Below are 23,075 nucleotides of genomic sequence, written 5' to 3'. Positions count from 1 at the left end.
ACCAGCCCTCCCCCCCTGCGCGGTCAGCTCCCGTGGTGACCCGAGTGGGACCCTTCGTGCGACGCACCGGTCTCCACTTCACCACCGAGCCGGCCGCGCAGTGCTGTGACCACCTTCTGGTCGCCGGACACGACCCACTTGCGGCCCACCAGGTAGGCGCCGCCGTAGTCGTTCGCCGCGTTGATCCACTCGCGCTGGCCGCGGTCGGTGGCGAAGGTGGTCAGGACGTACGTGCCGTCCTTCGTCTCGCACCTCGCCTGGCGCAGTTCCTTCGCGTCCGTCGAGATCTCCGGCTCGCAGGCGGCCGCCCGAGCGAGCTGTTCCAGGGTGCCCGTCGCGGTCGGCGCCGTCGACGCCGTCGGCGGCGCCGCATCGGGCTTTCTCTCCGCCTCGCAGGCCGCGAGGGCCGGAAGGGTCAGGGACATCAGGGCGGCCGCCGCCACCCGGGCCGTACGCGTTCGTCGTTCCGTGCGCATCTGGCCATCGTGCCGGTTCGCACCCCTGTTCCGGGTGCGAACCCGAGGTAACGTGCGACCCCTCACGCACCTGATGGCTCGTCAGCACCGTGGAGGAGCGCCGTGGCCGGAGTACCGACCGGAGTGTCGAGACGTACGTTGCTGGGGACCGCCGGAGCGATCGGCGCGGGTGCCGCCCTCGCCGGGAACGGGCAGCACGCCATGGCGTACGGAACCGAGGAGGACGGGCCCGGGAGCAAGAGCGGTACGGCCGCGGCCCGCGCCGCGCTCGCGCGGCTCCTGCCGGACCACGCGGACCAGTTCCGCCTCCGCCCCCTCACGGGCGGCCCGGAACGGTTCCGCGTCACCGGGTCCCCCGGCCCGGGCCCCGGCCGCGTCGAGGTCGCGGGCACCAGTCCCGCCACCCTCCTCACCGGCGTCCACTGGTACCTGAAGTACGTCTGCGGCGCCCACATCTCCTGGTCCGGCTCCCAGCTCCGCCTGCCCCGCACGCTCCCGGCCCCGCGCGAACCGCTCGCGCACGAGGCGACCGTCCCGCACCGGTTCGCCTTCAACGACACGCACGACGGCTACACCGCCCCGTACGCCGACTGGACGCGCTGGGAGCGGCTCATCGACGTCCTCGCCCTGCACGGCTTCAACGAGGTCCTCGTCACCGTCGGCCAGGAGGCCGTCTACCACCGGCTGCTGAGGGACTTCGGCTACTCCGACGCCGAGGCCCGCGCCTGGCTCCCGGCGCCCTCGCACCAGCCCTGGTGGCTGCTGCAGAACATGAGCGCGTACGGCGGACCGCTCGACCCCGGGCTGATCGCCCGCCGCGCCGCGCTGGGCCGCCGCATCGCGGACCGGCTGCGCGAGCTCGGCATGGCCCCGGTCCTGCCCGGGTACTTCGGCACCGTCCCGGACGGCTTCGCCGCCCGCAACCCCGATGCCCGCACCGTTCCGCAGGGCGTCTGGGCGGGCCTGCGGCGCCCGGACTGGCTGGACCCGCGCACGCCCGCGTTCCGGCGCGTGGCGGCGGCCTTCTACCGCCACCAGGCGGACCTCTTCGGCGACGTACGCCACTTCAAGATGGACCTGCTGCACGAGGGCGGCTCGGCGGGCGACGTGCCCGTCCCGGACGCCGCCCGGGCCGTCGAGGCCGCCCTCCGGGAGGCCCGGCCCGGCGCGCTCTGGGTGATCCTGGGCTGGCAGTCCAACCCGCGCCGCGAGCTGCTCGACGCCCTCGACACCACCAAGGTCCTGGTCGTGGACGGACTCTCCGACCTGGAGACGGTCACCGACCGCGAGCGCGACTGGGGCGGCGCCCCGTACGCCTTCGGCACCATCCCCAACTTCGGCGGCCGCACCACGCTCGGCGCCAAGACCCACGTGTGGGCGGAGCGCTTCACCGCCTGGCGCGACAAGGCCGGCTCCGCGCTCGCCGGGACGGCGTACATGCCGGAAGCCGCCGAGCGGGACCCCGCCGCCCTGGAGCTGTTCTCGGAGCTGGCCTGGCGGCGCGAGCCCGTCGACCGGGACCGCTGGTTCGCGGCGTACGCCGACCTGCGCTACGGCGGCCGGGACGCGGACGCGCGGGAGGCGTTCGCGGTCCTGCGGGACACCGCCTACCGGATCACCAGCCGCGACGGCCGCCCCCACGACTCCGTCTTCGCCGCCCGCCCCAGCCTGGACGCCCGCTCGGGCGCCCACTACGCCACCCACTCCCCCGCCTTCGACTCCGCCGACTTCGACAGGGCCTTCGCCGCGCTGCTCGGCGTACGGGAGCCGCTGCGCCGTTCGGACGCGTACCGCCACGACCTCACCGACCTGGGGCGGCAGGTCCTCGCCAACCGCTCCTGGCACCTGATCGGACAGCTGAAAGCAGCGTTCACACGCAAAGACCCGGACACCTTCCGCGCCCTGTCCCGGCTGTGGCTGCGGCTGATGCGGCTCAGCGACGAGATGACCGGTTCACACCGCGCGTTCCTGCTGGGGCCGTGGCTCGCGGACGCGCGCCGCGAAGGGCTGGAGCGCACCGCGCGGGTGCTCGTCACCACGTGGGCCGACCGCCCCACCGCCGACGCCGGGCGCCTCGCCAACTACGCCAACCGCGACTGGTCCGGCCTCATCGCCGACGTCCACCTCCCCCAGTGGCAGGCGTACCTGGACGAACTGGAGGACGCCCTCGCCCAGGACCGCGCCCCGAATGCCTTCGACTGGTACGCGCTCGAAGAGGCCTGGACGTACGGGACGAAGACCTATCCCCTGCGGCCGCGGAACGATCCGTACGCAACGGCGCGAAGGGTCCACGACGTCCTGGCCCGCGCGCCCTATCAGGGCACGGTCACCGTCTCCGCCGAGCCCGCCGCGCTCTCCCCCGGCGGCACCGCGCTGCTCACGGCGGCCTTCCGGAACGCCAGCGGTCTGCGCGCCACCGGCCGCGTCGGCTTCACTCTCACGGGCTTCGGCGACCAGCCGCCCCTGGAGCTCCCGCCCGTCCCGCCCGCCGGCACCGGAGAGGTCTCCTGGGGCGTCACCGCCCCCGCCCGGCCCCTCGCCGCCCCCGTCGAGCCGCTCCCCTACGAGCTGCGCACGACGTACGGCCCCGAGGGTGAGGAGCCGGTCACCGCCGTCCAGCAGGGCAGCCTGTACGTCGCCGGGCCCCTCCGGGACGCGGCGTGGCGTACGTACGCCGCCAACGGCGCCGTCTTCGGGCAGCTCGGCGACCGGTACGCCGTCAACGGCGGCGGCACGGACCTGTGGAAGGCCACCGCCGAGTTCGGCGCCCTCTACAGGGAGGGCGCTCTGGCGGACGGCTCCGCCCTGACCGTACGGGTGGACTCACAGGACGCGACCGGCGCCTGGGCGCGGGCCGGGATCGTCGTCCGCGACTCCCTCGCCGCGCCGCGGTCGCCCGGCTTCCTCAACCTGGCGGTGACCCCCGCGAACGGCGTGGCGCTGACGTACGACGCGGACGGCGACGGCGCCGTCGACACCTACCGGCGGATCACCGGCGTCACGGCCCCGGTGCTGCTGCGGCTGTCCCGCGCGGGCGGCGCGTACACCGGCGCCTGCTCCACGGACGGCGGCACGACGTGGCGTACGGTCGCCACGGTGCGCGTGCCGGGCGCGGCGGCCGCGCAGGACGCGGGCCTGTTCATGACGGCCGCGAACGGCGGCAGCGGGGCGCGCGGCACGGTGGTGTTCAGCGGACTGACGGGCTGGTAGCCCGGGACGGGGAGTCACGGGCGCCAGGTGACCATCCCAGGATTCGCTCGTTCTGCTGAACGTGAGCACCCAGGAACTGGCTACCCCCGCCCCCGTCGACGTCGAACAGGCCGAGGCGGCGCTCGTCGAGCACTACCCCCGGCTCGTCCGCATCGCCTATCTGGTGCTGCCGCCCTCCCTCGGCCGCAACCGCCGCGTCCTGACCGCCCACGCGCTCGTGCAGCGCGCGCTGCCCCGCCGCCGCGGCCCCGGCGACCGGGGCGCGATGCCCGGGCAGCGGCGGACGGCGGAGGACGCGGTCGACCCGGGGTACGCGTACGTCCGCGGCCAGGTGCTGCGCCAGGCGCTGGAGGCGGGCCTGCCGCTGAGGCGCCGGGCGTGGCCCAAGCGGGCGCAGCTGCCGCCGCTGCTGCCCCAGGTGTGGGGCCTGCGGCTGTTCCCGCGCTCCGGCGGGGCCGACGAACTGGCCCTGGACCAGCGGCTCTCGGCGCTGTCCGGTCCGGGCCGCGCGGCGTACGTGCTGCGCGGGGTGGAGCGGCAGGGCGACGCGGAGGCGTGCCGGGTGCTGCAGGCCGCCGGGGTCGAGGACCCGGAGGCGGCGCTCGCCGAGGCGGACACCATCACCGCGGGCCACGCCCTCCTGGAGTCCCCCGAGTTCGACCCGTGCTCGCTCCAGGCCCGTCCGACGGACCTGATGCGGCGGCGCCAGCACACCAAGGCGGCGCTGGCGGCGCTCGCGGCCGCGGTGGTGTGCGGGGCGCTCCTGGCGCTGCCGGGCGAGGGCTGGGGGCCGGACGGCGCGGCCGCCCCGGCGTACGCCCGCAACCCCGTCTCCGAGGCGGCGCTGGACCCGGCGCATCTGCGCAGGGTCTCCCCGGCCATGTGGCAGCGCTCGGCCCGGACGGACTTCTCGGTGTGGCCCGCGCGGGGCGGGCTGGTGAACGACACCGCGCTGCTGCGGCGGGCCCTCGCCGTATGGGCGCGGCCCGGGCGCACGGTGCAGGTGTCGGCGGCGCCGGGGACGCCGCCGGGGCCGCCGATGGGCCCGCCGCAGCTGCTGTTCGCCGGGGAGGTGGACCAGGCGCGGGTGGTGCTGTTCCACGACGGCCTGCGGGTGGTGCGCTACGCGGAGCCGACGAGCGGTACGGCCGGGGCGGCGCTGGACTTCGTCCGCACGGACGGCGCCGACACGGCGTCGGCGGGTGCCCTGGTGGTGGGCCGTACGAAGGCCAACGTCCGCTACCTGACGGCGCCCTGGGTGCGGGACGTGGCGGTACGGGACCTGCTCAGGCCGTCCGAGGCCACGCGGCCGCTGGAGCGGGACGCGTACGGCGTGACCGGGCCGATGCTCAGCCCCGTCGCGCCGAGCCAGTGCCGCACGTGGGACGCCCTGGAGGTGCGCGACGGTGTGACCACGCGGATGCTGACCGACCTCGGCGAGCTCACCCCGGCCCGGCTCACCTCGGGCCCGCCGTCGGCCCCGGTGGACGTGACGGACGACGCGGCGCGCGCGGAGTGGGCGCGTACGGCCTGCCTCCTGCCGATGGTGCGCTCGCACGGCGTACGGACGGTGAACTCCTGGCGGTTCGCGCAGCAGGAGCTGCCCGCCGAGGGCGGCACCGCGCGGTGGCTGTGCACCCGCGCGGAGACCTGGCGGGGTACGGGCGGCAAGGTGCTGGCCCAGTTCCAGGCGCCGGAGGCCGCGTCGCCGTCCGAGCCGCACGCGGGCGCGGTCACGGCGGGCGCGGTCGTCGCGAAGGCCGACGACTCGCCGGCGTGCGGGGCGCGCGATCCGCACGTCCTGGCGGGCGCCCTGTGGAAGTCGCCCGCCGGGCAGTGGTACATGGTCGCGGCCGGCAGCCCCGAGGTGACGTCGATCGCCGTCTCGGGGGCGGTGACGGGAGCGTCGGACGACCGGCTGCTGGCCGTGGCGGTGGACGAGAAGCCGGCCAAGCGGGTCGAGCTCGGCGGGCGGCTCCAGGACGGTACGAGGATCAACAGCCTGCGCTGAAGAACCCCGTGCACGACCCTGTTGCCGGCGGCGTACCCATCAGTACATTGACGCCATGTCTAATACGCAGCCGGCGGCGAGGACGTCGGAGCGGATCGAGCTGAAGGCCCGGAAGGTCTCCTTCGACTGGGAGGAGACCCCGCTCCACTGGGTTCCCGGCGACCCGTTCACCACCCACACCATCAACGTGCTGCACCTGCTGCTCCCGGCCGGGGAGCGCTGGTTCATCCACGTCTACCGGCAGGTCCTGCCCTACATCCGGGACGACCGGCTGCGCGCGGACGTCATCGGGTTCATCGGCCAGGAGGCCGTGCACTCCCAGGCGCACGACGACGTGCTGCCGCACCTGAAGAAGCTGGGGCTCGACCCGACCCCGTACACCGCGCAGGTCGACTGGCTCTTCGAGAAGCTCCTCGGCGACCGGACGCTGCCGCCCGGCAAGGCGCGGCAGTGGTGGCTCATGGAGCGGGTGGCGCTGATCGCCGCGATCGAGCACTACACCGCCTTCCTCGGCGACTGGGTGCTCAACGCCGAGGAGCTGGACCGGCGCGGCGCGGACCCGGTGATGCTGGATCTGCTGCGCTGGCACGGCGCGGAGGAGGTCGAGCACCGCGCGGTCGCCTTCGAGCTGTTCCGGCACGTCGACGGCGGCTACCGGCGGCGCGTGCGCACGTGGGCGACGGCGTTCTCGGCGCTGGTCTTCCTGTGGCAGCGCGGGGTGCGGTTCTTCATGGAGAACGACCCCTCCCTGTTGGACGGGAAGGCGACGCTCGGGGACTTCGTCCGGCGCGGGCGGCAGGGCGTCCTGCCGTCGACACCGGACATGCTGCGCTCCATACCCCGCTACCTGAGCCGCGCCTACCACCCCTCCCAGGAGGGCAGTACGGCCCAGGCGGTCGCCTACCTCGCCTCCTCCCCGGGTGCCAACGCCGCCACCGCCGCCCACGCCGCCCACGCCGCCCACGGAGGTCACTGAGCCATGCCACCCCGTCTGCGTACCGTCGTCCTCGCCGCCGGAGCGGCGCTGCTGGCGAAGCGGGCCCTGCGCCGCCGTATCCAGGCGGCCCCGCTGTGGCCGCTGCCCGCCCTGGAGGAGCCCGTCTCGGGCCGGGGCCGCCGGGCGTCGACCGTGCGCCGCCGCGTGCTCGTCACGGGGCGGAGCTCGCCCGCCGAAGGGGTGGTCCAGCTGCGGCTGGAGGGCACCGGGCTGCCGCCGTGGGAGCCGGGCGCGCACCTGGACGTGGTGCTGCCGTCGGGGGTGGTGCGGCAGTACTCGCTGTGCGGCGACCCGGCCGACGCCGACACGTACACCATCGCGACCCGGCTCGTCGAGGACGGGCGGGGCGGCTCCCGGGAGGTGCACGAACAGCTGCACGAGGGCACGGAGGTCGAGATCCGGGGGCCGCGCAACCGCTTCCCGCTCGTCGCCGCGCCCGCGTACGTCTTCGTCGCCGGCGGCATCGGCATCACGCCCGTGCTGCCGATGGTGCGCGCGGCGCGGGCGGCGGGCGCGGACTGGCGGCTGCTGTACTGCGGGCGTTCGCGCGCGACGATGCCGTTCCTGGACGAGGTCGAGGAGCTGGGCAACGTCACGGTGGTGGCGGAGGACGAGGCCGGGCTGCCGGACGTGGGCGCCTTCCTGGCCGACGTGCCCGAGGAGACCCAGGTCTACTGCTGCGGCCCGGACGGGCTGATGGACGCGGTGGCCGGGGCCCTTCCCCGGGGCGCCGCCCTCCATCTGGAGCGGTTCGCGCCGGGCGGCGCCTCCGGCGCGGGCGGCGGGGCCTTCGAGGTCGAACTGCGCCGCTCCGGCCGCACGGTGGCGGTGACGGCGGACCAGTCCGTGCTCGCCGCCGTCCGCGCGGAGGTGCCGCACGTGTCGTACTCGTGCGAGCAGGGGTTCTGCGGGACCTGCCAGCAGCGGGTGCTGGAGGGCGAGGTGGACCACCGGGACGAGCTGCTGACGGACGACGAGCGGCACGACTCGATGCTGATCTGCGTCTCGCGCTGCCGCGGCGAACGACTGGTCCTGGACCTGTAGGCCCGGGGCGAAACAGGGCTTACGGCAGCAGCAGCCAGTCGGCGACCAGCGCGGCCAGCAGGCCGCCGCCGAGCAGCCAGGTGCCCAGCCGGGTACGGCCGTTGCGGCTGAGCTCGATCACGACGCCGCACAGGATCATGGCCAGTCCGTACACGCCGACCACCAGCACGGAGGTGCGGCTGGCCAGCCGCAGCACCAGGACGACCGCCATCGCCACCAGGAGGACCGAGGCGGCGGCGATCCGCAGGCGCCGCGCCTGGCGCGGGCTGAGTCCGGAGCGCGGTTCAGGGTGCGGTCCGGCGTCCGGAGCGTGCGGGGTTCCCTCGTCGGAGAGGCTCATGTCCGGCAGCGTAACGGAAGGTGTAGCGGGCACTGTTCGAAGGGACGGTTAGGCTGTTCGGCATGACGACCGGGGTACGCCGCAGGATGGGCGTCGAGGAGCGCAGACGCCAGCTGATCGGTGTGGCGCTGGAGCTGTTCAGCCGCCGTCCCCCCGAGGACGTGTCGATCGACGAGGTCGCCGCCGCCGCGGGCATTTCCCGGCCGCTGGTGTACCACTACTTCCCCGGCAAGCAGAGCCTGTACGAGGCCGCCCTGCGGCGCGCGGCGGACGAGCTGGCGGCCCGCTTCGAGGAGCCGCACGAGGGCCCGTTGGGCGCGCGGCTGCTGCGCGTGATGGGGCGGTTCTTCGGCTTCGTGGACGAGCACGGGCCGGGCTTCGCGGCGCTGATGCGCGGCGGCCCGGCCGTCCCCGCAGGCGGAGCCTGCTCAGCAAGCACAGTCTCCACGACGAACGCGATGATCGACGAGGTGCGGCAGGCCGCGTACGAGCAGATCCTCTCCCACCTGGGCGTGACCGACCCGCCCGCCCGGCTGGAGCTGGTCGTCCGGTCCTGGGTGTCGCTCGCCGAGTCGACCGCGCTGCTGTGGCTGGACGGGCGCCGCATCCCGCGCGCCGAGCTGGAGCTGCAGCTGGTGCACGACTTCGCGGCGCTGGCGGCGGTGAGCGCCGCGTACGACGACGAGATGGCGGCGCTGGTGCTCCGCATGTTCGCGGACGAGCCGGCCGACGGTCCGCTGGGCGACCTCGTCGGCCGGCTCGACGCGCTGCTGCCGAGGGCGCGGGCCCTGTCGCAGGTTCCGTCTCAGCGCCTGCGGTAGGACCGCTCGAAGTCGTGGGCCTCGGCGGAGAGGTGCACGGCGAGGTTCTCCACCGGCTTCACGTGCGCGGGCAGGAGCGCGAGGACGGCCTCCGTCAGCCGCCCCTTGACCTCGTCCGTACGGCCGGGCGCGAGCCTGATCGCGACGTGGATCACCGCGCCGTCGACGGAGCCGTCGCCCACGACCGTCTCCTCGGCGTGGCGGAAGCGCGACTTGCAGTTGGAGACGTGGGTGCTGACGGTGTCGGCCACCACCGGGTGCAGGGCGAGGGCGAAGCCCCGCCGGTCGAAGGCGTCCTCCAGGGAGGCCGAGTAGTCGACTCTGATGTGCGGCATGGGGGTGGTCACTCCTGTCTCGTGTGAGTGGTGCGCCGCTTCACGATAGGCGGGCGCCCTGCCGTCGGCAGGGCGCCCGCGGTCAATCCGTCACCGTTCGCGTCAGCTGCGGCCGAAAACCGCCACCGTGCGGGCCGGAACCGTGAAGGTGCCCGAAGTCGCCTCGTAGGACGACGACTTGACCGTGGCGTCGGCACCCCCCGCCTGGACCGGGTGGAGGGCGTAGCCCTGGCCGGCGAGCGCGGGGACCTTCTGGGCCTGCTCCTCGGGGGTGGCGTTGAAGACCACGACCAGGTCGCCCAGGCGCATGGTGATCACGCCGGGGGTCTCCTCCTTGTCGGAGAGGGGGAAGGAGAGCGCGGACTGGACCTGGTCGGCCGTGGAGAGGCCGAAGGCCTTCTCCGTCGTACGGATCTTCAGCAGGTCCCGGTAGGCGGCGGAGGCTCCGGTGATCTGCGGGCAGCCCACCGTCAGGGACGGCGACGACAGGAGCGGCTTGCCGAAGGACCACTTGTCCTTGTTGTCGGCGGCGGGCGGCAGGCCGCGCCCGAAGCCGTTGCCGGCCCGGCAGTCCCAGTTGAGGACGTTGAACCAGTCGCCGCTGTCGTACGAGTTGCGGTCCAGCGACTTCGAGCGCAGCAGGTCGGTACCGGCCTGGGAGAGCGCGGGGCCCTGGGAGAGCGCGGCGGTCGCCATGGCGAGGACCTGCATCCTGGCCCGGTCGTCGGGAGAGGTGGCCGCCGGGAGCTTGAAGGCGAGCGCGTCGTACAGGGTCTCGTTGTCGTGGGCGTCCGCGTAGGCGAGGGCGTCGCCGGGGGCGGCGGCGTAGCCGGCGGGGGCGCCGTTGTAGTCGACCTCGGAGCCCTTGACCTGCTTCCCCGAGGTGTCGGTGAAGGTGTAGGAGGCGAGGTTGCCGGTCAGGCCGACCTTGATGAGGTCCTGGTAGTGCAGGAGGCGGGCCTTCTGCTCGGCCGGGGTGCCGTTCGCCTTCGAGGTGTTGGGGTCGGTGAACAGGCCGGAGGCGAAGCCCTGGACGCCGGGGTCGGCGTCGAAGGGGCCGCCGCCGCGGACGGCGTCGCGGGCCCGGTCGGAGAAGGTCGCGATGCCGGTGCCGGCCATGTTCTTCTGGGTGGCCTGGACGAAGCGGGCGTCGTCGGCGATCTCGCCGAAGTTCCAGCCCTCCCCGTACAGGATGATCTTCTTGCCGTCGACGCCGTCCTTCTCCAGGGTCAGGGCGTCGAGGGCCTCGCGGACGGCGAGCATGTTGGCCTTGGGGTGGTGGCCCATGAGGTCGAAGCGGAAGCCGTCGACCTTGTACTCCTTCGCCCAGGTCACGACCGAGTCGACGACGAGTTTGCCCATCATCGTGTTCTCGGGCGCGGTGTTGGCGCAGCAGGTGGAGGTGGCGACGGTGCCGTCGGCCAGCAGCCGCTGGTAGTAGCCGGGCACGATCCGGTCGAGGACGGACTTCTCCGACTGGCCGCTCGCGACGGTGTGGTTGTAGACGACGTCCATGACGGTGCGCAGCCCGGCCTGGTTGAGGGACTGCACCATGCGCCGGAACTCGACCGTGCGGCGCGTGCCCTCCGGGTCGGAGGCGTAGGAGCCCTCCGGGACGGTGTAGTGCAGCGGGTCGTAGCCCCAGTTGTAGGCGTCCTTGGCGGCGGCCTTCGCCACGCACGCCTGCTGCTCGTCGGAGTCGGGCGCGTACGCCTTCAGGTCGCAGGCGGGCACGCTCTGGCCGGACTTCTTCTCGGGGATGGTGCCGATGTCGAAGACGGGCAGCAGGTGGACGTACGACGTGCCGCTGGCGGCCAGCTTCTCCAGGTGCTTCATGCCGTCGGACGCGGTGTCCGTGAAGGCGAGGTAGCCGCCGGGGTGCTTCGAGGTGCGGTCCGCGACCGAGAAGTCCCGGACGTGCAGCTCCTGGATCTGCGCGTCCCGCAGCGGGGTCGCGGCGGGCTTCTTCAGGGTGGTCCAGCCCGCCGGAGCGAGGGCCGGGTCGGCGAGGTCGGTGACCAGGCTGTGGACCGAGTCGGTGGTGAGGGCGGTGGAGTAGGGGTCGGTGACCTTGTTGGTGACGACCTTCTGGACGCTGGGCGCCCAGACCGTCACCTCGTACCGGTACGGCTTGTTCCGCCAGTTCTTGCCGCCCGTGACGGACCAGACGCCGGTCGCGGCGTCGCGCTTCATCGCCACGCGCCTGCCGTCGAGTTCGAGGGCGACGTTCTGCGCGGTGGGCGCCCAGACGGAGAGGGTGGGCGTGCCCTTGCGGAAGACCGGGCCGAGCGCCGTGGTCTGCGCCTGCGTGCCGTAGAGGGCGTCGAGGACGCCCGGGATCTGGACGCCGGTGGCGGCGAGCAGAGCGCCGTTGGGGGCGCGGTGGGTGGCGATGAGCTGGCCGCGCAGCGCGTCACGCACCCGGTCGCGGTCGCGCGGGTCGAGGGTGAAGGCGGGGTAGTCCTTGAGGTGCGGGTACTTCGCCTTCTGCGCGTCGGTGAGCGCGCCGGGGTTCAGCCGCAGCCAGCGGCCCTCGTCGGAGAGGGCGCCCTTGGTCGCGGTGATGGAGCCGTCCCGGTCGTACACCAGCTGCCGGCTGGTGCCGGGGGTGGCCTTCACCTTCCAGACGACGGTGTCGGCGTCGATCCACTGCGCCTCGGCCTTGGTGAGGTCGAGGGCGGGCGCGGCGCCCGAGGTGGGCAGGAGGTAGCCGGTGTCGCCGGTGAGGAGCCAGACCTCCTTGCCGTACGTGCCGAAGTCGAGCGACCGGTCGGCGGGGACGTCCTTCTCGTCGCCCTTGTGGACGATGTAGGAGAGGGAGGTGGCCCCGGCGGCGAGCGGTACCTCGAAGGTGAGCCCGAAGGCGTCCTTCCGCACGGGCTGGAGGGGCTTGGACCAGTCGGTGGGGGTGGCGGCGCCGGTCCAGGTGTGCAGGCCCCAGCCGTCGTAGTTCCCGTCGGGGCGGTGGTAGTGGATGACGGCCTTGCCCGGGTCCTGCGGCGGGTAGGCGCCGTCGGGCGCCTTGTCGGCCTGGCCGTCCGCGCCCTGCCTGATCCAGACCTGGCCGGTGGCGGAGAGGTCGAGGACGCGCTGCGGGCCGTCGGCGGTGCCGTTCTTCTCGACGGTGTACGGGACGGACGTCGCGCCGTCCTCGACCTTGACCCAGGCGAAGGCGCCGTACGCGTCACGGCCGGTGAAGGCGGCGGTGGTGGCGCCCGTCCTCAGCTGCCAGCCGTCGTAGTCGCCGTCCGGGCGCTGGTAGTGCACGACGGCGTAGTCGCGGTCGACGGCGCTGGGCTTGCCGGGCTTCGGCGCCTGCCCGGCGGTGGTGGTGGCGAGGGCGCTCGCGGTGCGGCCGGTGCTGTCGACGACGACGGCCTTGTAGCGCAGGGCCGTTCCCGCGGGTGCGGTGACGGTGTGGGTGACCTTGTACGGGGCGTGGTCGGCGGAGCCGAGGACCTGCCACTTCCCGGTGCCCTGCTGGGCGGCGAAGACGACGCGGTTCAGGCCGCCGCCGTCGACGTCGGCGGCGACCTCGACGGTGCCGGTGGCTCCGGCGGCCGGGGCCTTGAGCGCGATGGCGGGCTTGGTCGCGGGGGCCGGGACGGGCTTGGTCGCCTTGAGGACGACGGAGGACAGGGCGGGGACGGTCAGCTTCAGCGTCTGTCCCCCGGTGACCGTGCCGGTGCCGCCGTACACGTACCGGAAAGCGGTGGCCGGGGAGTCGGTGGTGAGCTCCACGGTCTTCGGGGCGGTGGCGTTGTTGACGGCGACGACGTACTCGGTGCGCGCCTTCGTGTCCGCGCCGGAGAAGCGGGAGAAGGCGTACACGCCCTGGCCGCTGTCGGCGTGGCGCTCGGTCTGGACGCCGTCGCGGAGCGCCGGGTGGGCCTTGGTGAGCCGGGAGAGCGCGGCGATGGAGCGGTAGAGGGAGTGGCCGGTGTCGTACGCGTCGTCGGCGTGCGTGCGGTCGGTGCCGAGCTGGTCGTCGTCGAGGTAGTCGGCGGTCTTCGACGCGAACAGCGTCTGGCGGGCGTCCTTGTCGCCGCCGGCGCCGGTGAAGCCCTGCTCGTCGCCGTAGTAGACGACGGGGTTGCCGCGGGTGAGGAACATCAGCTCGTTGGCGAGCCGGTAGCGGGCCACGAGCTCCTCGTCGCCGGCCTTGGCGTTGTCCTGCTTCAGGAAGGTGCCGAAGCGGCCCATGTCGTGGTTGCCGAGGAAGGGCACCGACTCGTAGGCGTTGGCCTTGTCGGTGGTGTAGCGGTAGTCCTGCGCGAACAGCTCGGAGAGCTTGGTCGCGGGGCCGCCCTGGGAGGCGTACCGGCGGGCGGCGTCCTGGAAGGGGAAGTCGAGGGTGGCGTCGAGCCGGCCCCGGGTGACGTAGGGGGCGGTGACGGCCGGGTCGGCGGAGTACACCTCGCCGAACATGAAGAAGTCGTCGCGGCCCTGCTTCGCGGCGTACGCGTCGAGGGCGGTGGCCCACTGGGTCCAGAACTCGGTGTTGACGTGCTTGACGGTGTCGATGCGGAAGCCGTCGATGTCGAAGTCGCGCACCCAGCGCTGGTAGATCTTCTCCATGCCCTCGACGACCTCGGGGCGCTCGGTCCACAGGTCGTCCAGGCCCGCGAAGTCGCCGTGCGTGGAGGACTCGCCGGCGAAGGTGGAGTCGCCCCGGTTGTGGTACATCGCCGGGTCGTTGAGCCAGGAGGGGACCTTGAGGTTCCGCTTCTCCTCGGGCACGACGGGCGTACGCGGGAAGGCGTCGAGGTCCGTCCTCGGGAAGCGCCGGGTACCGTCGGCGTAGTCGGCGTCGTCGAAGGGGACGCCGTCCTTCGTCAGGTACGGGAAGGCGCCCTTGGAGAGGTAGCCGTAGGACTTCTCCTTGTAGTCGACGACGTCGGCGGTGTGGTTGGTGATGACGTCGAAGAAGACCTTCATGCCCTTGGCGTGGGCCCTGTCGATGAGCGTCTCCAGGTCGGCGTTGGTGCCGAAGTGGGGGTCGACCTGGGTGAAGTCGGTGATCCAGTAGCCGTGGTAGCCGGCCGAGGCGTCCTTGCCCTCGCCCTGCACGGGCTGGTTCTTGAAGATCGGTGCCATCCAGATGGCGGTGGTGCCCAGACCCTTGATGTAGTCGAGCTTCTCCGTCAGGCCCTTGAGGTCGCCGCCCTGGTAGAAGCCCTTGTCGGCGGGGTCGTACCCGGTGGTGAGGCGTGTGCCGGTCAGGCCGCCGCGGTCGTTGCCCGGGTCGCCGTTGGCGAACCGGTCGGGCAGCACGAAGTAGAACTGCTCCCGGGTCAGGTCGTGGCGGGCGGGCTGGGCGGCGAGCGCCTGGTCCGACGGCGGCGCGGGCGGCCTGGGGGCCGCGGCGGCCGGGAGCGCGGGCACGAGCGCGGCGACCGTCGCCGCCGCGAGTGCGGCCGCGGCTGCGCGCGGCAGGGTTCTGGATCCGGTGCCGGATCCGGAGGGGAGCCGTATCAAGGGGGTTCTCCTCGGGGAGGGTTGCGGAGAAGGGGCCCCGCGCCCGGGGAAGGTCCGGGCGCGGGGCGTGAAGCGGGTGGGCTCAGGCGCGCCAGGTGTCGTTCAGGGTGACCTTCCCGGAGGCCGGGACGGTGGCCGTGCGGTTGGCGCCGCTCTCCCAGGTGACGTTCCCGGCGGCGTCCTTGCGGAGGTACTTGTACGCGAAGGAGGTGCCGGCCGGCAGGTTCACGTCGAGCTTCCAGACGGGGTACGCCGCCGGGTCGAGCTTGAGCGCGGAGGCCGGGTTCCAGCTGCCGAGGGCGGGCCGGTCGCCGGTGACGTAGATGTTCTCGCCGGGGACGGTGGTGGCGTGGACGGCGAAGGACGCGCCGCCGGTCACCGGGGTGGTGGTCCCGCCGGAGCAGGTCCGCGCACCCGCGTGCAGGGCGAGCGCCGTACCGGCGCCGAGGGTCGCCGTGAACTGTCCGGAGCCGTTGACCGTGACCGGCCGGTTGGACTGGACGTCGCAGTAGTCGCCGGCGGGCAGCGACGTCTGGAAGGTGCGGGTGAGGGCGGACGTCTCGTGGTTGAGGGCGACGTACGCCTTGTCGCCGCGGCCGAAGGCGATGGCGTCGGCGCCGTTGTCCCACCAGTTCGTGACGCCCTGACCGCGGGCCACGTTCCGGAGGGCGACCATGGAGGCGATCTCGCGCCAGGCGTGCTGGCACTTCCAGCCGTCGCTGTAGCAGGCGTTGACCTGGCCGCCGGCGGGCGGGCCGGCGTCCTTGTCGGTCCACTCGTAGCCGGAGTGGACGTCCGGGGAGCCGTACGGCCAGGCCAGCATGAAGACGTTGGCCAGCGTGTAGGCAGAGCCGGACTTGTAGCTGAGGGTGTCGCCGACGCGCTCGGTGTCGTGGTTGTCGACGAAGACGGCGGACTTGCCGGACTCCATGTAGCCCCAGGCCTCGCCGAAGTTCTTCAGGTAGGCGAGGTTCTCGCCGGTGAAGACGCGCTTGAGGTCGCGGGCGTACCGGAACTCCTGCACGTCGCCGCTGCCGAGGTACTCACTGGGCGAGACGGCCTCCCCGGCGCCGTGGATGGCCTCCTGCTTCCAGTAGACGTCCGGCCGGGTGAGCTTGGCCTTGATGGCGGTGAGGTCGGCGGCCGGCATGTGCTTGGCGGCGTCGACGCGGAAGCCGTCGACGCCGAGCGACAGCAGGTCGTTCAGATAGCCGGCGATCTTGGTGCGGACGTACTCCTCGCCGGTGTCGAGGTCGGCGAGTCCGACGAGCTCGCAGTTCTGGACGTTGCCGCGGTCCTGGTAGGTGGTGATGTGGGCCGTGCAGTCGTCCATGTCGGGGGCGGAGTACAGGCCGGGGTAGCCGTACTTGGTGTACGCCGTCCCGCCGGTGCCGGTGCCGTTCCCGGCCGCCATGTGGTTGATGACGGAGTCGGCGACGACCTTGACGCCCGCGCCGTGGCAGGCGTCGACCATGTTCTTGAAGGCGGTGCGGTCGCCGAGGCGCCCCGCGATCTTGTAGCTGACGGGCTGGTACGAGGTCCACCACTGGCCGCCCTGGATGTGCTCCTGGGGCGGCGAGACCTGGACGTAGCCGTATCCGGCGGGGCCGAGCTGCTCGGTGCAGGCCTTCGCCACGGAGGCGAAGTTCCACTCGAAGAGCACGGCGGTGACGTCCTTGGTGCCGGGCGGCGCGGCCTGCGCGGGGGTGGGGGGCGCCGTGAGGGCGACCGCGACCCCCGCCACGAGGGTGGCGAGGGCGAGCGCGGCGGCCACGGGCTTTCTGGCCATGGTGCCTCCTGGGGAAGGGAGGTGCGGATGCGACGGTGCAGCCTCGTGCGGCAACGCGCCATGCCCGCAAGGCCTATGGATATGAAGGTTCTTGCTGCAAGAAAGCAGCAACAGTTTTCGGTCGAGACCGTACGAGCCCGTCGGCGTACGGTCAACCCCTCGGACACAGTCCGGTTACACCCCGGAAATCCGCGGGTTTCCTCGCTGCAAAGTCTTTCGCAAGCAGTTGCAGCGGTGCTACTTTCAACCAGCGCTCCGGTCCGGTCGGCCGAGGGTCCCCTTCACCCCGGGGCCCCACGCGCCCGGCCGGCCGGACCGGGTAGCCCCTTACCGGCGCTGCGCGGTCGAACCCCGCACCACGAGCTCCGGCTGGAAGACGAACTCCGTGCGCTGCACCGGGTTCCCGTCGATCTCCTCCAGCAGCGCGTCGACCGCCGCCGTCGCCATCGCCTGCACGGGCTGGCGCACCGTGGTCAGCGGTGGGTCCGTGAACGCGATGAGCGGTGAGTCGTCGAACCCCACGACCGATACGTCCCCGGGCACGTCGAGCCCGCGCCCCCGTACCGCGCGGATCGCGCCGAGCGCCATCAGGTCGCTGCCGCACACGATCCCCGTACAGCCCTCGTCGAGAAGTTCGGCCGCCGCCGCATGGCCGCCCTCGACGCCGAACAGCGTGGGCCGCACGAGCAGTTCGGCGTTCTCGCGCGCCACCCCCAACAACGCGTGCAGCGCCGCCGTGAACCCTTCGGCCTTGCGGCGCGACGGCACGTACCGGGTCGGCCCGATGGCGAGGCCGATGCGCTCGTGACCGAGCTCCACCAGGTGCCGTACGGCCATGCGGGCGGCGGAGCGGTCGTCGGGCGAGACGAAGTGGGCGTCGATGTGCTCGTTGAAGCCGTTGATGAGGACGAACGGCACGCCCCGCCCGGCCAGCCGGGCGTACCGGGCCGGGTCGGCGGCGGAGTCGGCGTGCAGCCCGGACAGGAAGACGATGCCGGTGACGCCCCGCTCCTCCAGCTGCTCGACGAGCTCGTCCTCGGTGGCGCCGCCCGGCATCTGCGTACACAGCACCGGCGTGTAGCCGTGCCCGGCCAGCACCTGCTCGATGACCTGTGCGAACGCCGGGAAGATGGGGTTGGTCAGCTCGGGGATGACGAGCCCCACCAGGCCGGCGCTGCGCCGCTTGAGCCGGACGGGCCGCTCGTAGCCGAGGACGTCGAGGGCGGCGAGCACCCGGGTCCGGGTGCCGCCCGCGACGCCCGCCTTGCCGTTGAGGACCCGGCTGACGGTGGCCTCGCTGACACCGGCCTGCGCCGCGATGTCCGCGAGCCGCGGGGCGCCCCCTCCTCCGTCGCCCCGCGGCTCGCCCGACGGCACGAGGGCCGTCACACCGCCCACCAGACGGTGGTGTCGGCGGGTATGTCGGTGGTGCCGTCGACGCTGGTGCGCACCCGCTCGCTGGCGAGCAGCATCCGGCCGGGCACCTCGATCCGTATCGCCTCACCGGTGGTGTTGGCCGTGCAGACGAAGCCGTCGCGGCGGAAGACCAGCAGCCCCTCGGGCGCCTCCTGCCACTCCACCTCGTCGCCCGCGCCGAGCCCCGGCTGCTCCCGGCGCACCGCCAGCGCGGCGCGGTACAGCTCCAGCGTCGACGACGGGTCGCCGGTCTGGGCCTGGACGCTCAGGGCGGCCCAGCTCGCGGGCTGCGGGAGCCAGCTGCCGCCGCTGCCGAAGCCGTACGAGGAACCCTCGACGGTCCACGGGATGGGCACGCGGCAGCCGTCGCGGAAGCCGTCCTGGCCGGTGGCGCGGAAGAACGACGGGTCCTGGCGCACCTCGTCGGGCAGGTCGGTGACGTCCGGCAGGCCGAGCTCCTCGCCCTGGTAGAGGTAGGCGGAGCCGGGCAGCGCCAGCATCAGCAGGGTGGCGGCGCGGGCCCGGCGCAGCCCGAGCTCCCGGTCGCCGGGCGTGCGCAGCTGGGTGCCGAGGCCGGGAGGGTTGGCGAACCGGGTGGCGTGGCGGGTCACGTCGTGGTTGGACAGCACCCAGGTGGTGGGGGCGCCGACGGGGCGCATCGCGGCGAGCGAGGCGTCGATGACCTTGCGCAGCTCGGCGGCGTCCCAGTGGGTCCCGAGGTACTGGAAGTTGAAGGCCTGGTGCATCTCGTCGGGGCGCACGTAGTTCGCGGTGCGCTCGACGGTCGGGGTCCAGGCCTCGGCGACGAGCACGCGTTCCCCGTCGTACTCCTCCAGGACCTGGCGCCAGGAGCGGTAGATCTCGTGGACGCCGTCCTGGTCGAAGAAGGGCATCACGTCGTTGCCGAGCAGCTTGAGCTGGTCGTGGGAGCCGATGTCGGGCAGGCCGTCGGCCTTCACCAGCCCGTGGGCGACGTCCACGCGGAAGCCGTCGACGCCCATGTCGAGCCAGAAGCGCAGGATGGAGCGGAACTCGTCGCGTACGGCGGGGTGTTCCCAGTTGAAGTCGGGCTGCTCGGGCGCGAAGAGGTGCAGGTACCACTCGCCGTCCGCGACGCGGGTCCACGCGGGGCCGCCGAAGATGGACTCCCAGTCGTTGGGGGGCAGTTCCCCAAGAGCCCCCTTCCCCTTGCGGAAGTGGTAACGCTCGCGCAGCGGCGATCCGGGGCCCTCGCGCAGGGCGCGCTGGAACCACTCGTGCTGGTCGGAGGAGTGGTTGGGGACGAGGTCGACGATGATGCGCAGGCCGAGCTCGTGGGCCTCGCGGATCAGCGCGTCGGCGTCCAGCAGGGAGCCGAACATGGGGTCGATGGCGCGGTAGTCGGCGACGTCGTACCCGGCGTCGGCCTGCGGCGAGGCGTAGAAGGGGCTGAGCCAGACGGCGTCGACGCCGAGCTCCTTCAGGTACGGCAGCCGGCTGCGGATGCCTTCCAGGTCGCCCATGCCGTCGCCGTTGCCGTCGGCGAAGCTGCGCGGATAGACCTGGTAGATCACCGCGTCTCTCCACCAGCCCGTGTGCGTGCCGGTGGTCGTGCCGGTTGCGGAGGGGGCGGGGGCAGCAAGGTGCTGGGTCATGTCTTCCCTGGAGTCATGAGGAGTGGAGCGGTGACCGGTCCGGCGTCAGGCACGGACCGGTCACCGCAGACCGGGACGGAGGATCAGGACTTGGTGGCGCCGGCGGTCAGTCCGGAGACCAGGTGCCGCTGGACCAGGCCGAAGACGACGGCCGCGGGCGCAGCGATGAGCACGGCGGCGGCGGTCAGCGAGCCCCAGTCGGCGGTGTACTGGTTGACGAAGGTCTGCAGGCCGCCCGCGAGGGTGAGGTTCTCCTCGCCGGTCATGAACGCGGAGGCGTAGGCGACCTCGGCCCAGCCGGTGATGAAGGTGTAGAACGCCGTGACGGCGAGACCGGGCTTGGCGAGCGGCATGATGAGCCGCCAGAAGGTGCCGAAGGGCGTCAGTCCGTCGACCCGGCCCGCCTCGTCGATCTCGGCCGGGATGCCGTCGAAGTAGCCCTTCATCATCCAGGCGCAGAACGGCACGGCGACGGTCAGGTACGTGACGACCAGGCCGACCGGCTGGTTGAGCAGCCCCATCGAGGCGAGCAGGTTGTACAGCGGCACGATCAGGACCGCGACCGGGAACATCTGGGTGATCAGCAGCATCCACATCAGCGGGCGCAGGCCCGGGAAGCGGAAGCGGCTGACGGCGTAGCCGGTGGTGGCGGAGATGAAGACGCCGACGACGGTGGTGATTCCGACGACGATCAGCGAGTTGCCGAGCCACGACAGGAACTGGGTGTTGTTGATGACGTGGGTGTAGTTGCCGAGCGTGAAGTTCTTGACGAGCGAGGTGTCGAACGCGTCGGTCTTCGGCTTGAAGGAGGTGATGACCAGCCACAGCGGCGGGAAGACCGCGATGACGGTGGCGGCCAGCAGCGTCAGGTGCAGCGCGACGGAGGCCAGCGGGGAGCGCTCCTCGCGGCCGCGCACCTTGCGGGCCTTACCGGAACCGGTCTTGCGGATCTGGGTTGCGGTGCTCACCACATGTCTCCCTGCTTCTTGAGCGCACGGCGGTAGACCACCGCGAAGAGCGACAGGAGCAGCAGGATCACCACGCCCCAGGCCGCGGAGGCCGCGTAGTCGCGCGGGCTGACGACGAACGAGAGCCGGTAGGCGTACGTCACGAGGATCTCGGTGGCGTCACCGGGCCCGCCCCGGGTCAGCAGGAAGATCACCGGGAACATGTTGAAGGTCCAGATGCAGCTGAGCAGCGTGACCGTCGCGGAGACCGGCCGCAGCCCGGGCAGCGTGATGTGGCGGAACCGCTGCCAGGGGGTGGCGCCGTCCATCTCGGCGGCCTCGTACAGCTCGCCGGGGATGGCCTGGAGCCCGCCGAGCAGGGCGACCAGCATGAAGGGCACGCCGATCCAGACGTTGACGGCGATGACCGAGATCTTCGCCCAGGTCGGGTCGTTCAGCCAGGAGATGCCGTCGATGCCGCCGCCCGCGAGGAGCTTGTTGAACAGGCCGCTGCGCTCGTTGAAGAGCAGCTTCCAGGTGAAGACGGAGACGAAGGCGGGCACGGCCCACGGCAGGACCAGGGCCATGCGGTAGAAGGCGCGGCCCTTGATCTTCCGGTTGAGCAGGGTGGCGAGGGCCAGGCCCAGCGTGAAGGAGAGCGACACGCAGGCGACGGTCCACACCACGGTCCAGCCGAGCCGGTCCCAGAAGACGCCGTCGGTGAGGATCGCCTTGTAGTTGTCGAGACCCACGGACTGGTACGTCGCGGGGATGTGGTTGACGCCGATCGTGCGCTCGACGTTGGCTTCGTTCGCGTCGGTGAGCGACAGGTAGACACCGCGCACGAGCGGGTAGCCGATGATCACGCCGATCACGGCGACGACCGGAGCGACCATGCTCCAGGCGTACCAGTGAGTGGTCAGCGCCCTGCGCAGCCGGCCCGGGGCCGGGTGCCCCGGGTTCTTCTCAGTGCGGCGGCCGCGGCCGCGGGCGCTGTGGGCGCCCGCGGCGGTGGCCTCCGACTGGCTGGTCTCGACAGCCATGGGTCGGTCAGCCCTTCTCACTGCTTACTTGTAGTCCTTGAGCATCTTGCGGTAGGCGTCGCCGGTCTCCTGGGCGGCCTTCTCCGGGGCGGTCCTGCCGCCGAGGACGTTGGCCATCTGCAGGCGGATCGGCTCGAAGAGCGCGTTGCCCTGCGGGATCCAGGGGCGCTCGACGGCCTTGTCGACCGCGGGCTTGAAGAACTTGACCATCTCGTTGTTCGCGACGGACGGCTGCGTGTAGACCGACAGGCGGGTCGGCAGCAGGCTCAGCTTCTCGGTGGTCTGCTGCTGGACCTTGGCGGAGCTCATGTAGCGGGCGAACTCGTACGACGCGTCGAGGTTCTTCGACCCGGCGTAGACGGAGAGGTTCCAGCCGCCCTGCGGGGAGCCCTGCGCGGCGCTGCCGGCGGGGACGGGCGCGATGCCGAGGTTGGCCGGGTCCTTGAACTCGGCGCCGGCGCGGGTGTCGGCGATGGCCCACGGGCCGTTGAGCATCATCGCGACCTTGCCGGACTTGAAGGCGTTCTGCATGTTGTTCCAGCCGTCGGAGGCGTCGGTGATCGCCGCCTTCGAGTCGACCAGGTCCTTGATGGTCTTGTACGCCTTGACGCCCGCCGGGTCGTCGATGGTGACGGTCTTGGCCTTGGCGTCGACCATGTCGCCGCCCTCGCCGTACAGGAAGGAGAGGAACCAGTACGGGTCGTCGCCGCGGAGGTAGAGGCCGGTCTTGCCGGGCGACTTCTCGCTGATCTTCTTCGAGGCGGCCTTGAGCTCCTCGATGTTCTTCGGGACCTCGACGCCGGCGTCCTTGAGCATCTTCTTGTTGTAGAAGAGCGCCATGGTGTCGATGACCTGCGGCACGGCGTAGGTCTTGCCGTTGAACTTGGTGGACGCGGCGGCCTGCGGCAGCCAGTCGACCTCGTTCTCCACCGCGCGGGTGCCGTCCAGCGGGGCGAGGTAGCCCAGGTTGGCGAAGTCGGCGACCCAGGCGACCTCGGTGCGCATCACGTCGGGCGCCCCGGAGTTGCCGCCGGCGGCGTTCTTGAACTTGGCGTTCGCCTCGCCGAAGGGCACGCTGACGTACTTGACCTTCACCTTGGGGTGCAGCTTGGTGAAGCCCTCGGCCAGCGCCTGGTAGGTCGGCTTCTCCGCCTCGTTCGCGGTGTCCCAGAAGGTGACGGTGCCGGACAGCTCGCCCGAGCTCTTCTTGCCGCCGTCGCCCTCTCCGCCGCCGCAGGCCGCCATCGTGAGGCCGAGGGCCGCGACCAGCGCGGTGGCCGCTATGCCACGCCGCATGTGAACTCCTTCAACTGATCCCGGGAAGACGAAGGCGTACTCGCCTCCTGCCGACCGCTCCCTCGCGGCGCGCCGGGCTGGCAGGAACGTAACAGGGATGAAAACGCGCCGAAAGACCTTGCAGTAATTTTTTGCAAGCGGGGGTGATCGTTACATTCGCGTGTCCCTACAGTTGCCGATGCATCGCTTGACACGCCCGTACCGGATGGGTTGCGGACCCCTGGAAGCCTCTGCAAGC

General features: G+C 72.4%; 15 protein-coding genes. 5 read left to right on the top strand and 10 right to left on the bottom strand.

Annotation, left to right across the window (positions count from 1 at the left end; all coding sequences use genetic code 11):
- Positions 1 to 23: 23 nt before the first annotated feature.
- Positions 24 to 476, bottom strand: a complete 453-nt coding sequence (locus ACIRNI_RS10345; protein ID WP_403550132.1) for a hypothetical protein — start codon at positions 474 to 476, stop codon at positions 24 to 26.
- Positions 477 to 677: 201 nt separating this feature from the next.
- Here ACIRNI_RS10345 and ACIRNI_RS10340 point away from each other — a divergent pair, with 201 nt between their 5' ends.
- The 4 genes from ACIRNI_RS10340 to ACIRNI_RS10325 are packed head-to-tail and all read left to right on the top strand — an operon-like array spanning position 678 to position 7,738.
- Positions 678 to 3,686 carry an alpha-N-acetylglucosaminidase gene (locus tag ACIRNI_RS10340; RefSeq protein WP_403550833.1) on the top strand — a complete coding sequence of 1,003 codons (3,009 nt, stop codon included), beginning with the start codon at positions 678 to 680 and terminating at the stop codon, positions 3,684 to 3,686.
- A 52-nt stretch (positions 3,687 to 3,738) separates the two neighbouring features.
- Entirely contained in the window at positions 3,739 to 5,697 is a 1,959-nt protein-coding gene (locus tag ACIRNI_RS10335) for a hypothetical protein (RefSeq protein ID WP_403550831.1), read from the top strand.
- A gap of 55 nt (positions 5,698 to 5,752) precedes the next feature.
- Positions 5,753 to 6,673, top strand: a complete 921-nt coding sequence (locus tag ACIRNI_RS10330) for a metal-dependent hydrolase (protein ID WP_403550130.1) — start codon at positions 5,753 to 5,755, stop codon at positions 6,671 to 6,673.
- A 3-nt stretch (positions 6,674 to 6,676) separates the two neighbouring features.
- Positions 6,677 to 7,738 (top strand): PDR/VanB family oxidoreductase, encoded by a 1,062-nt coding sequence (locus ACIRNI_RS10325; RefSeq protein ID WP_403550129.1) that lies wholly within the window; start codon positions 6,677 to 6,679, stop codon positions 7,736 to 7,738.
- 19 nt (positions 7,739 to 7,757) lie between these two features.
- Here ACIRNI_RS10325 and ACIRNI_RS10320 read toward each other — a convergent pair whose 3' ends face one another.
- Positions 7,758 to 8,078: a hypothetical protein gene (locus tag ACIRNI_RS10320; protein WP_403550127.1), complete on the bottom strand. Its 321-nt coding sequence runs from the start codon at positions 8,076 to 8,078 to the stop codon at positions 7,758 to 7,760.
- Positions 8,079 to 8,140: 62 nt separating this feature from the next.
- On the opposite strand from ACIRNI_RS10320, the gene ACIRNI_RS10315 reads away from it, so the two are divergent.
- Complete coding sequence (locus tag ACIRNI_RS10315; RefSeq protein ID WP_403550125.1) at positions 8,141 to 8,899, top strand: TetR/AcrR family transcriptional regulator; 759 nt, start codon at positions 8,141 to 8,143, stop codon at positions 8,897 to 8,899.
- Here ACIRNI_RS10315 and ACIRNI_RS10310 read toward each other — a convergent pair.
- From ACIRNI_RS10310 to ACIRNI_RS10275, 8 genes are all read right to left on the bottom strand, one after another.
- Entirely contained in the window at positions 8,884 to 9,234 is a 351-nt protein-coding gene (locus ACIRNI_RS10310; RefSeq protein ID WP_403550123.1) for a 5-carboxymethyl-2-hydroxymuconate Delta-isomerase, read from the bottom strand. The two genes, ACIRNI_RS10315 and ACIRNI_RS10310, sit on opposite strands and share 16 nt — an antisense overlap.
- A 102-nt stretch (positions 9,235 to 9,336) precedes the next feature.
- A complete protein-coding gene (gene pulA / locus ACIRNI_RS10305) occupies positions 9,337 to 14,670 on the bottom strand; it encodes a pullulanase-type alpha-1,6-glucosidase (protein ID WP_403550829.1) in 5,334 nt (1,777 codons plus the stop codon).
- Positions 14,671 to 14,794: 124 nt separating this feature from the next.
- Positions 14,795 to 16,501 (bottom strand): carbohydrate-binding module family 20 domain-containing protein, encoded by a 1,707-nt coding sequence (locus ACIRNI_RS10300; RefSeq protein ID WP_403550121.1) that lies wholly within the window; start codon positions 16,499 to 16,501, stop codon positions 14,795 to 14,797.
- A gap of 327 nt (positions 16,502 to 16,828) precedes the next feature.
- Complete coding sequence (locus ACIRNI_RS10295) at positions 16,829 to 17,902, bottom strand: LacI family DNA-binding transcriptional regulator (RefSeq protein ID WP_403550828.1); 1,074 nt, start codon at positions 17,900 to 17,902, stop codon at positions 16,829 to 16,831.
- Positions 17,887 to 19,551, bottom strand: coding sequence for a glycoside hydrolase family 13 protein (locus ACIRNI_RS10290; RefSeq protein WP_403550120.1), 1,665 nt, complete (start codon positions 19,549 to 19,551; stop codon positions 17,887 to 17,889). Before ACIRNI_RS10290 ends, ACIRNI_RS10295 begins: the two co-directional genes overlap by 16 nt.
- 83 nt (positions 19,552 to 19,634) lie before the next feature.
- The gene (locus ACIRNI_RS10285) at positions 19,635 to 20,501 is read right to left on the bottom strand and encodes a sugar ABC transporter permease (protein WP_403550827.1); all 867 of its coding nucleotides are present in this window, start codon (positions 20,499 to 20,501) and stop codon (positions 19,635 to 19,637) included.
- Positions 20,502 to 20,515: 14 nt separating this feature from the next.
- Positions 20,516 to 21,541, bottom strand: a complete 1,026-nt coding sequence (locus ACIRNI_RS10280; protein WP_403550118.1) for a carbohydrate ABC transporter permease — start codon at positions 21,539 to 21,541, stop codon at positions 20,516 to 20,518.
- A gap of 24 nt (positions 21,542 to 21,565) precedes the next feature.
- A complete protein-coding gene (locus tag ACIRNI_RS10275; RefSeq protein WP_403550116.1) occupies positions 21,566 to 22,837 on the bottom strand; it encodes an extracellular solute-binding protein in 1,272 nt (423 codons plus the stop codon).
- Between the last annotated feature and the right edge of the window lie 238 nt (positions 22,838 to 23,075).

The sequence above is a fragment of the Streptomyces sp. NPDC093546 genome (assembly GCF_044765045.1).
GTDB lineage: Bacteria > Actinomycetota > Actinomycetes > Streptomycetales > Streptomycetaceae > Streptomyces.
This window is presented reverse-complemented; position numbering and strand designations above follow the sequence as displayed.

Bases quoted from the DNA above. Each gene is read 5' to 3' on its own strand.
- ACIRNI_RS10310 (WP_403550123.1), bottom strand. From the start codon at position 9,234: ATGCCGCACATCAGAGTCGACTACTCGGCCTCCCTGGAGGACGCCTTC.
- ACIRNI_RS10315 (WP_403550125.1), top strand. From the start codon at position 8,141: ATGACGACCGGGGTACGCCGCAGGATGGGCGTCGAGGAGCGCAGACGC.
- ACIRNI_RS10345 (WP_403550132.1), bottom strand. From the start codon at position 476: ATGCGCACGGAACGACGAACGCGTACGGCCCGGGTGGCGGCGGCCGCC.
- ACIRNI_RS10300 (WP_403550121.1), bottom strand. From the start codon at position 16,501: ATGGCCAGAAAGCCCGTGGCCGCCGCGCTCGCCCTCGCCACCCTCGTG.
- ACIRNI_RS10290 (WP_403550120.1), bottom strand. From the start codon at position 19,551: ATGACCCAGCACCTTGCTGCCCCCGCCCCCTCCGCAACCGGCACGACC.
- ACIRNI_RS10325 (WP_403550129.1), top strand. From the start codon at position 6,677: ATGCCACCCCGTCTGCGTACCGTCGTCCTCGCCGCCGGAGCGGCGCTG.
- ACIRNI_RS10330 (WP_403550130.1), top strand. From the start codon at position 5,753: ATGTCTAATACGCAGCCGGCGGCGAGGACGTCGGAGCGGATCGAGCTG.
- ACIRNI_RS10340 (WP_403550833.1), top strand. From the start codon at position 678: ATGGCGTACGGAACCGAGGAGGACGGGCCCGGGAGCAAGAGCGGTACG.
- ACIRNI_RS10275 (WP_403550116.1), bottom strand. From the start codon at position 22,837: ATGCGGCGTGGCATAGCGGCCACCGCGCTGGTCGCGGCCCTCGGCCTC.
- ACIRNI_RS10320 (WP_403550127.1), bottom strand. From the start codon at position 8,078: ATGAGCCTCTCCGACGAGGGAACCCCGCACGCTCCGGACGCCGGACCG.
- ACIRNI_RS10280 (WP_403550118.1), bottom strand. From the start codon at position 21,541: ATGGCTGTCGAGACCAGCCAGTCGGAGGCCACCGCCGCGGGCGCCCAC.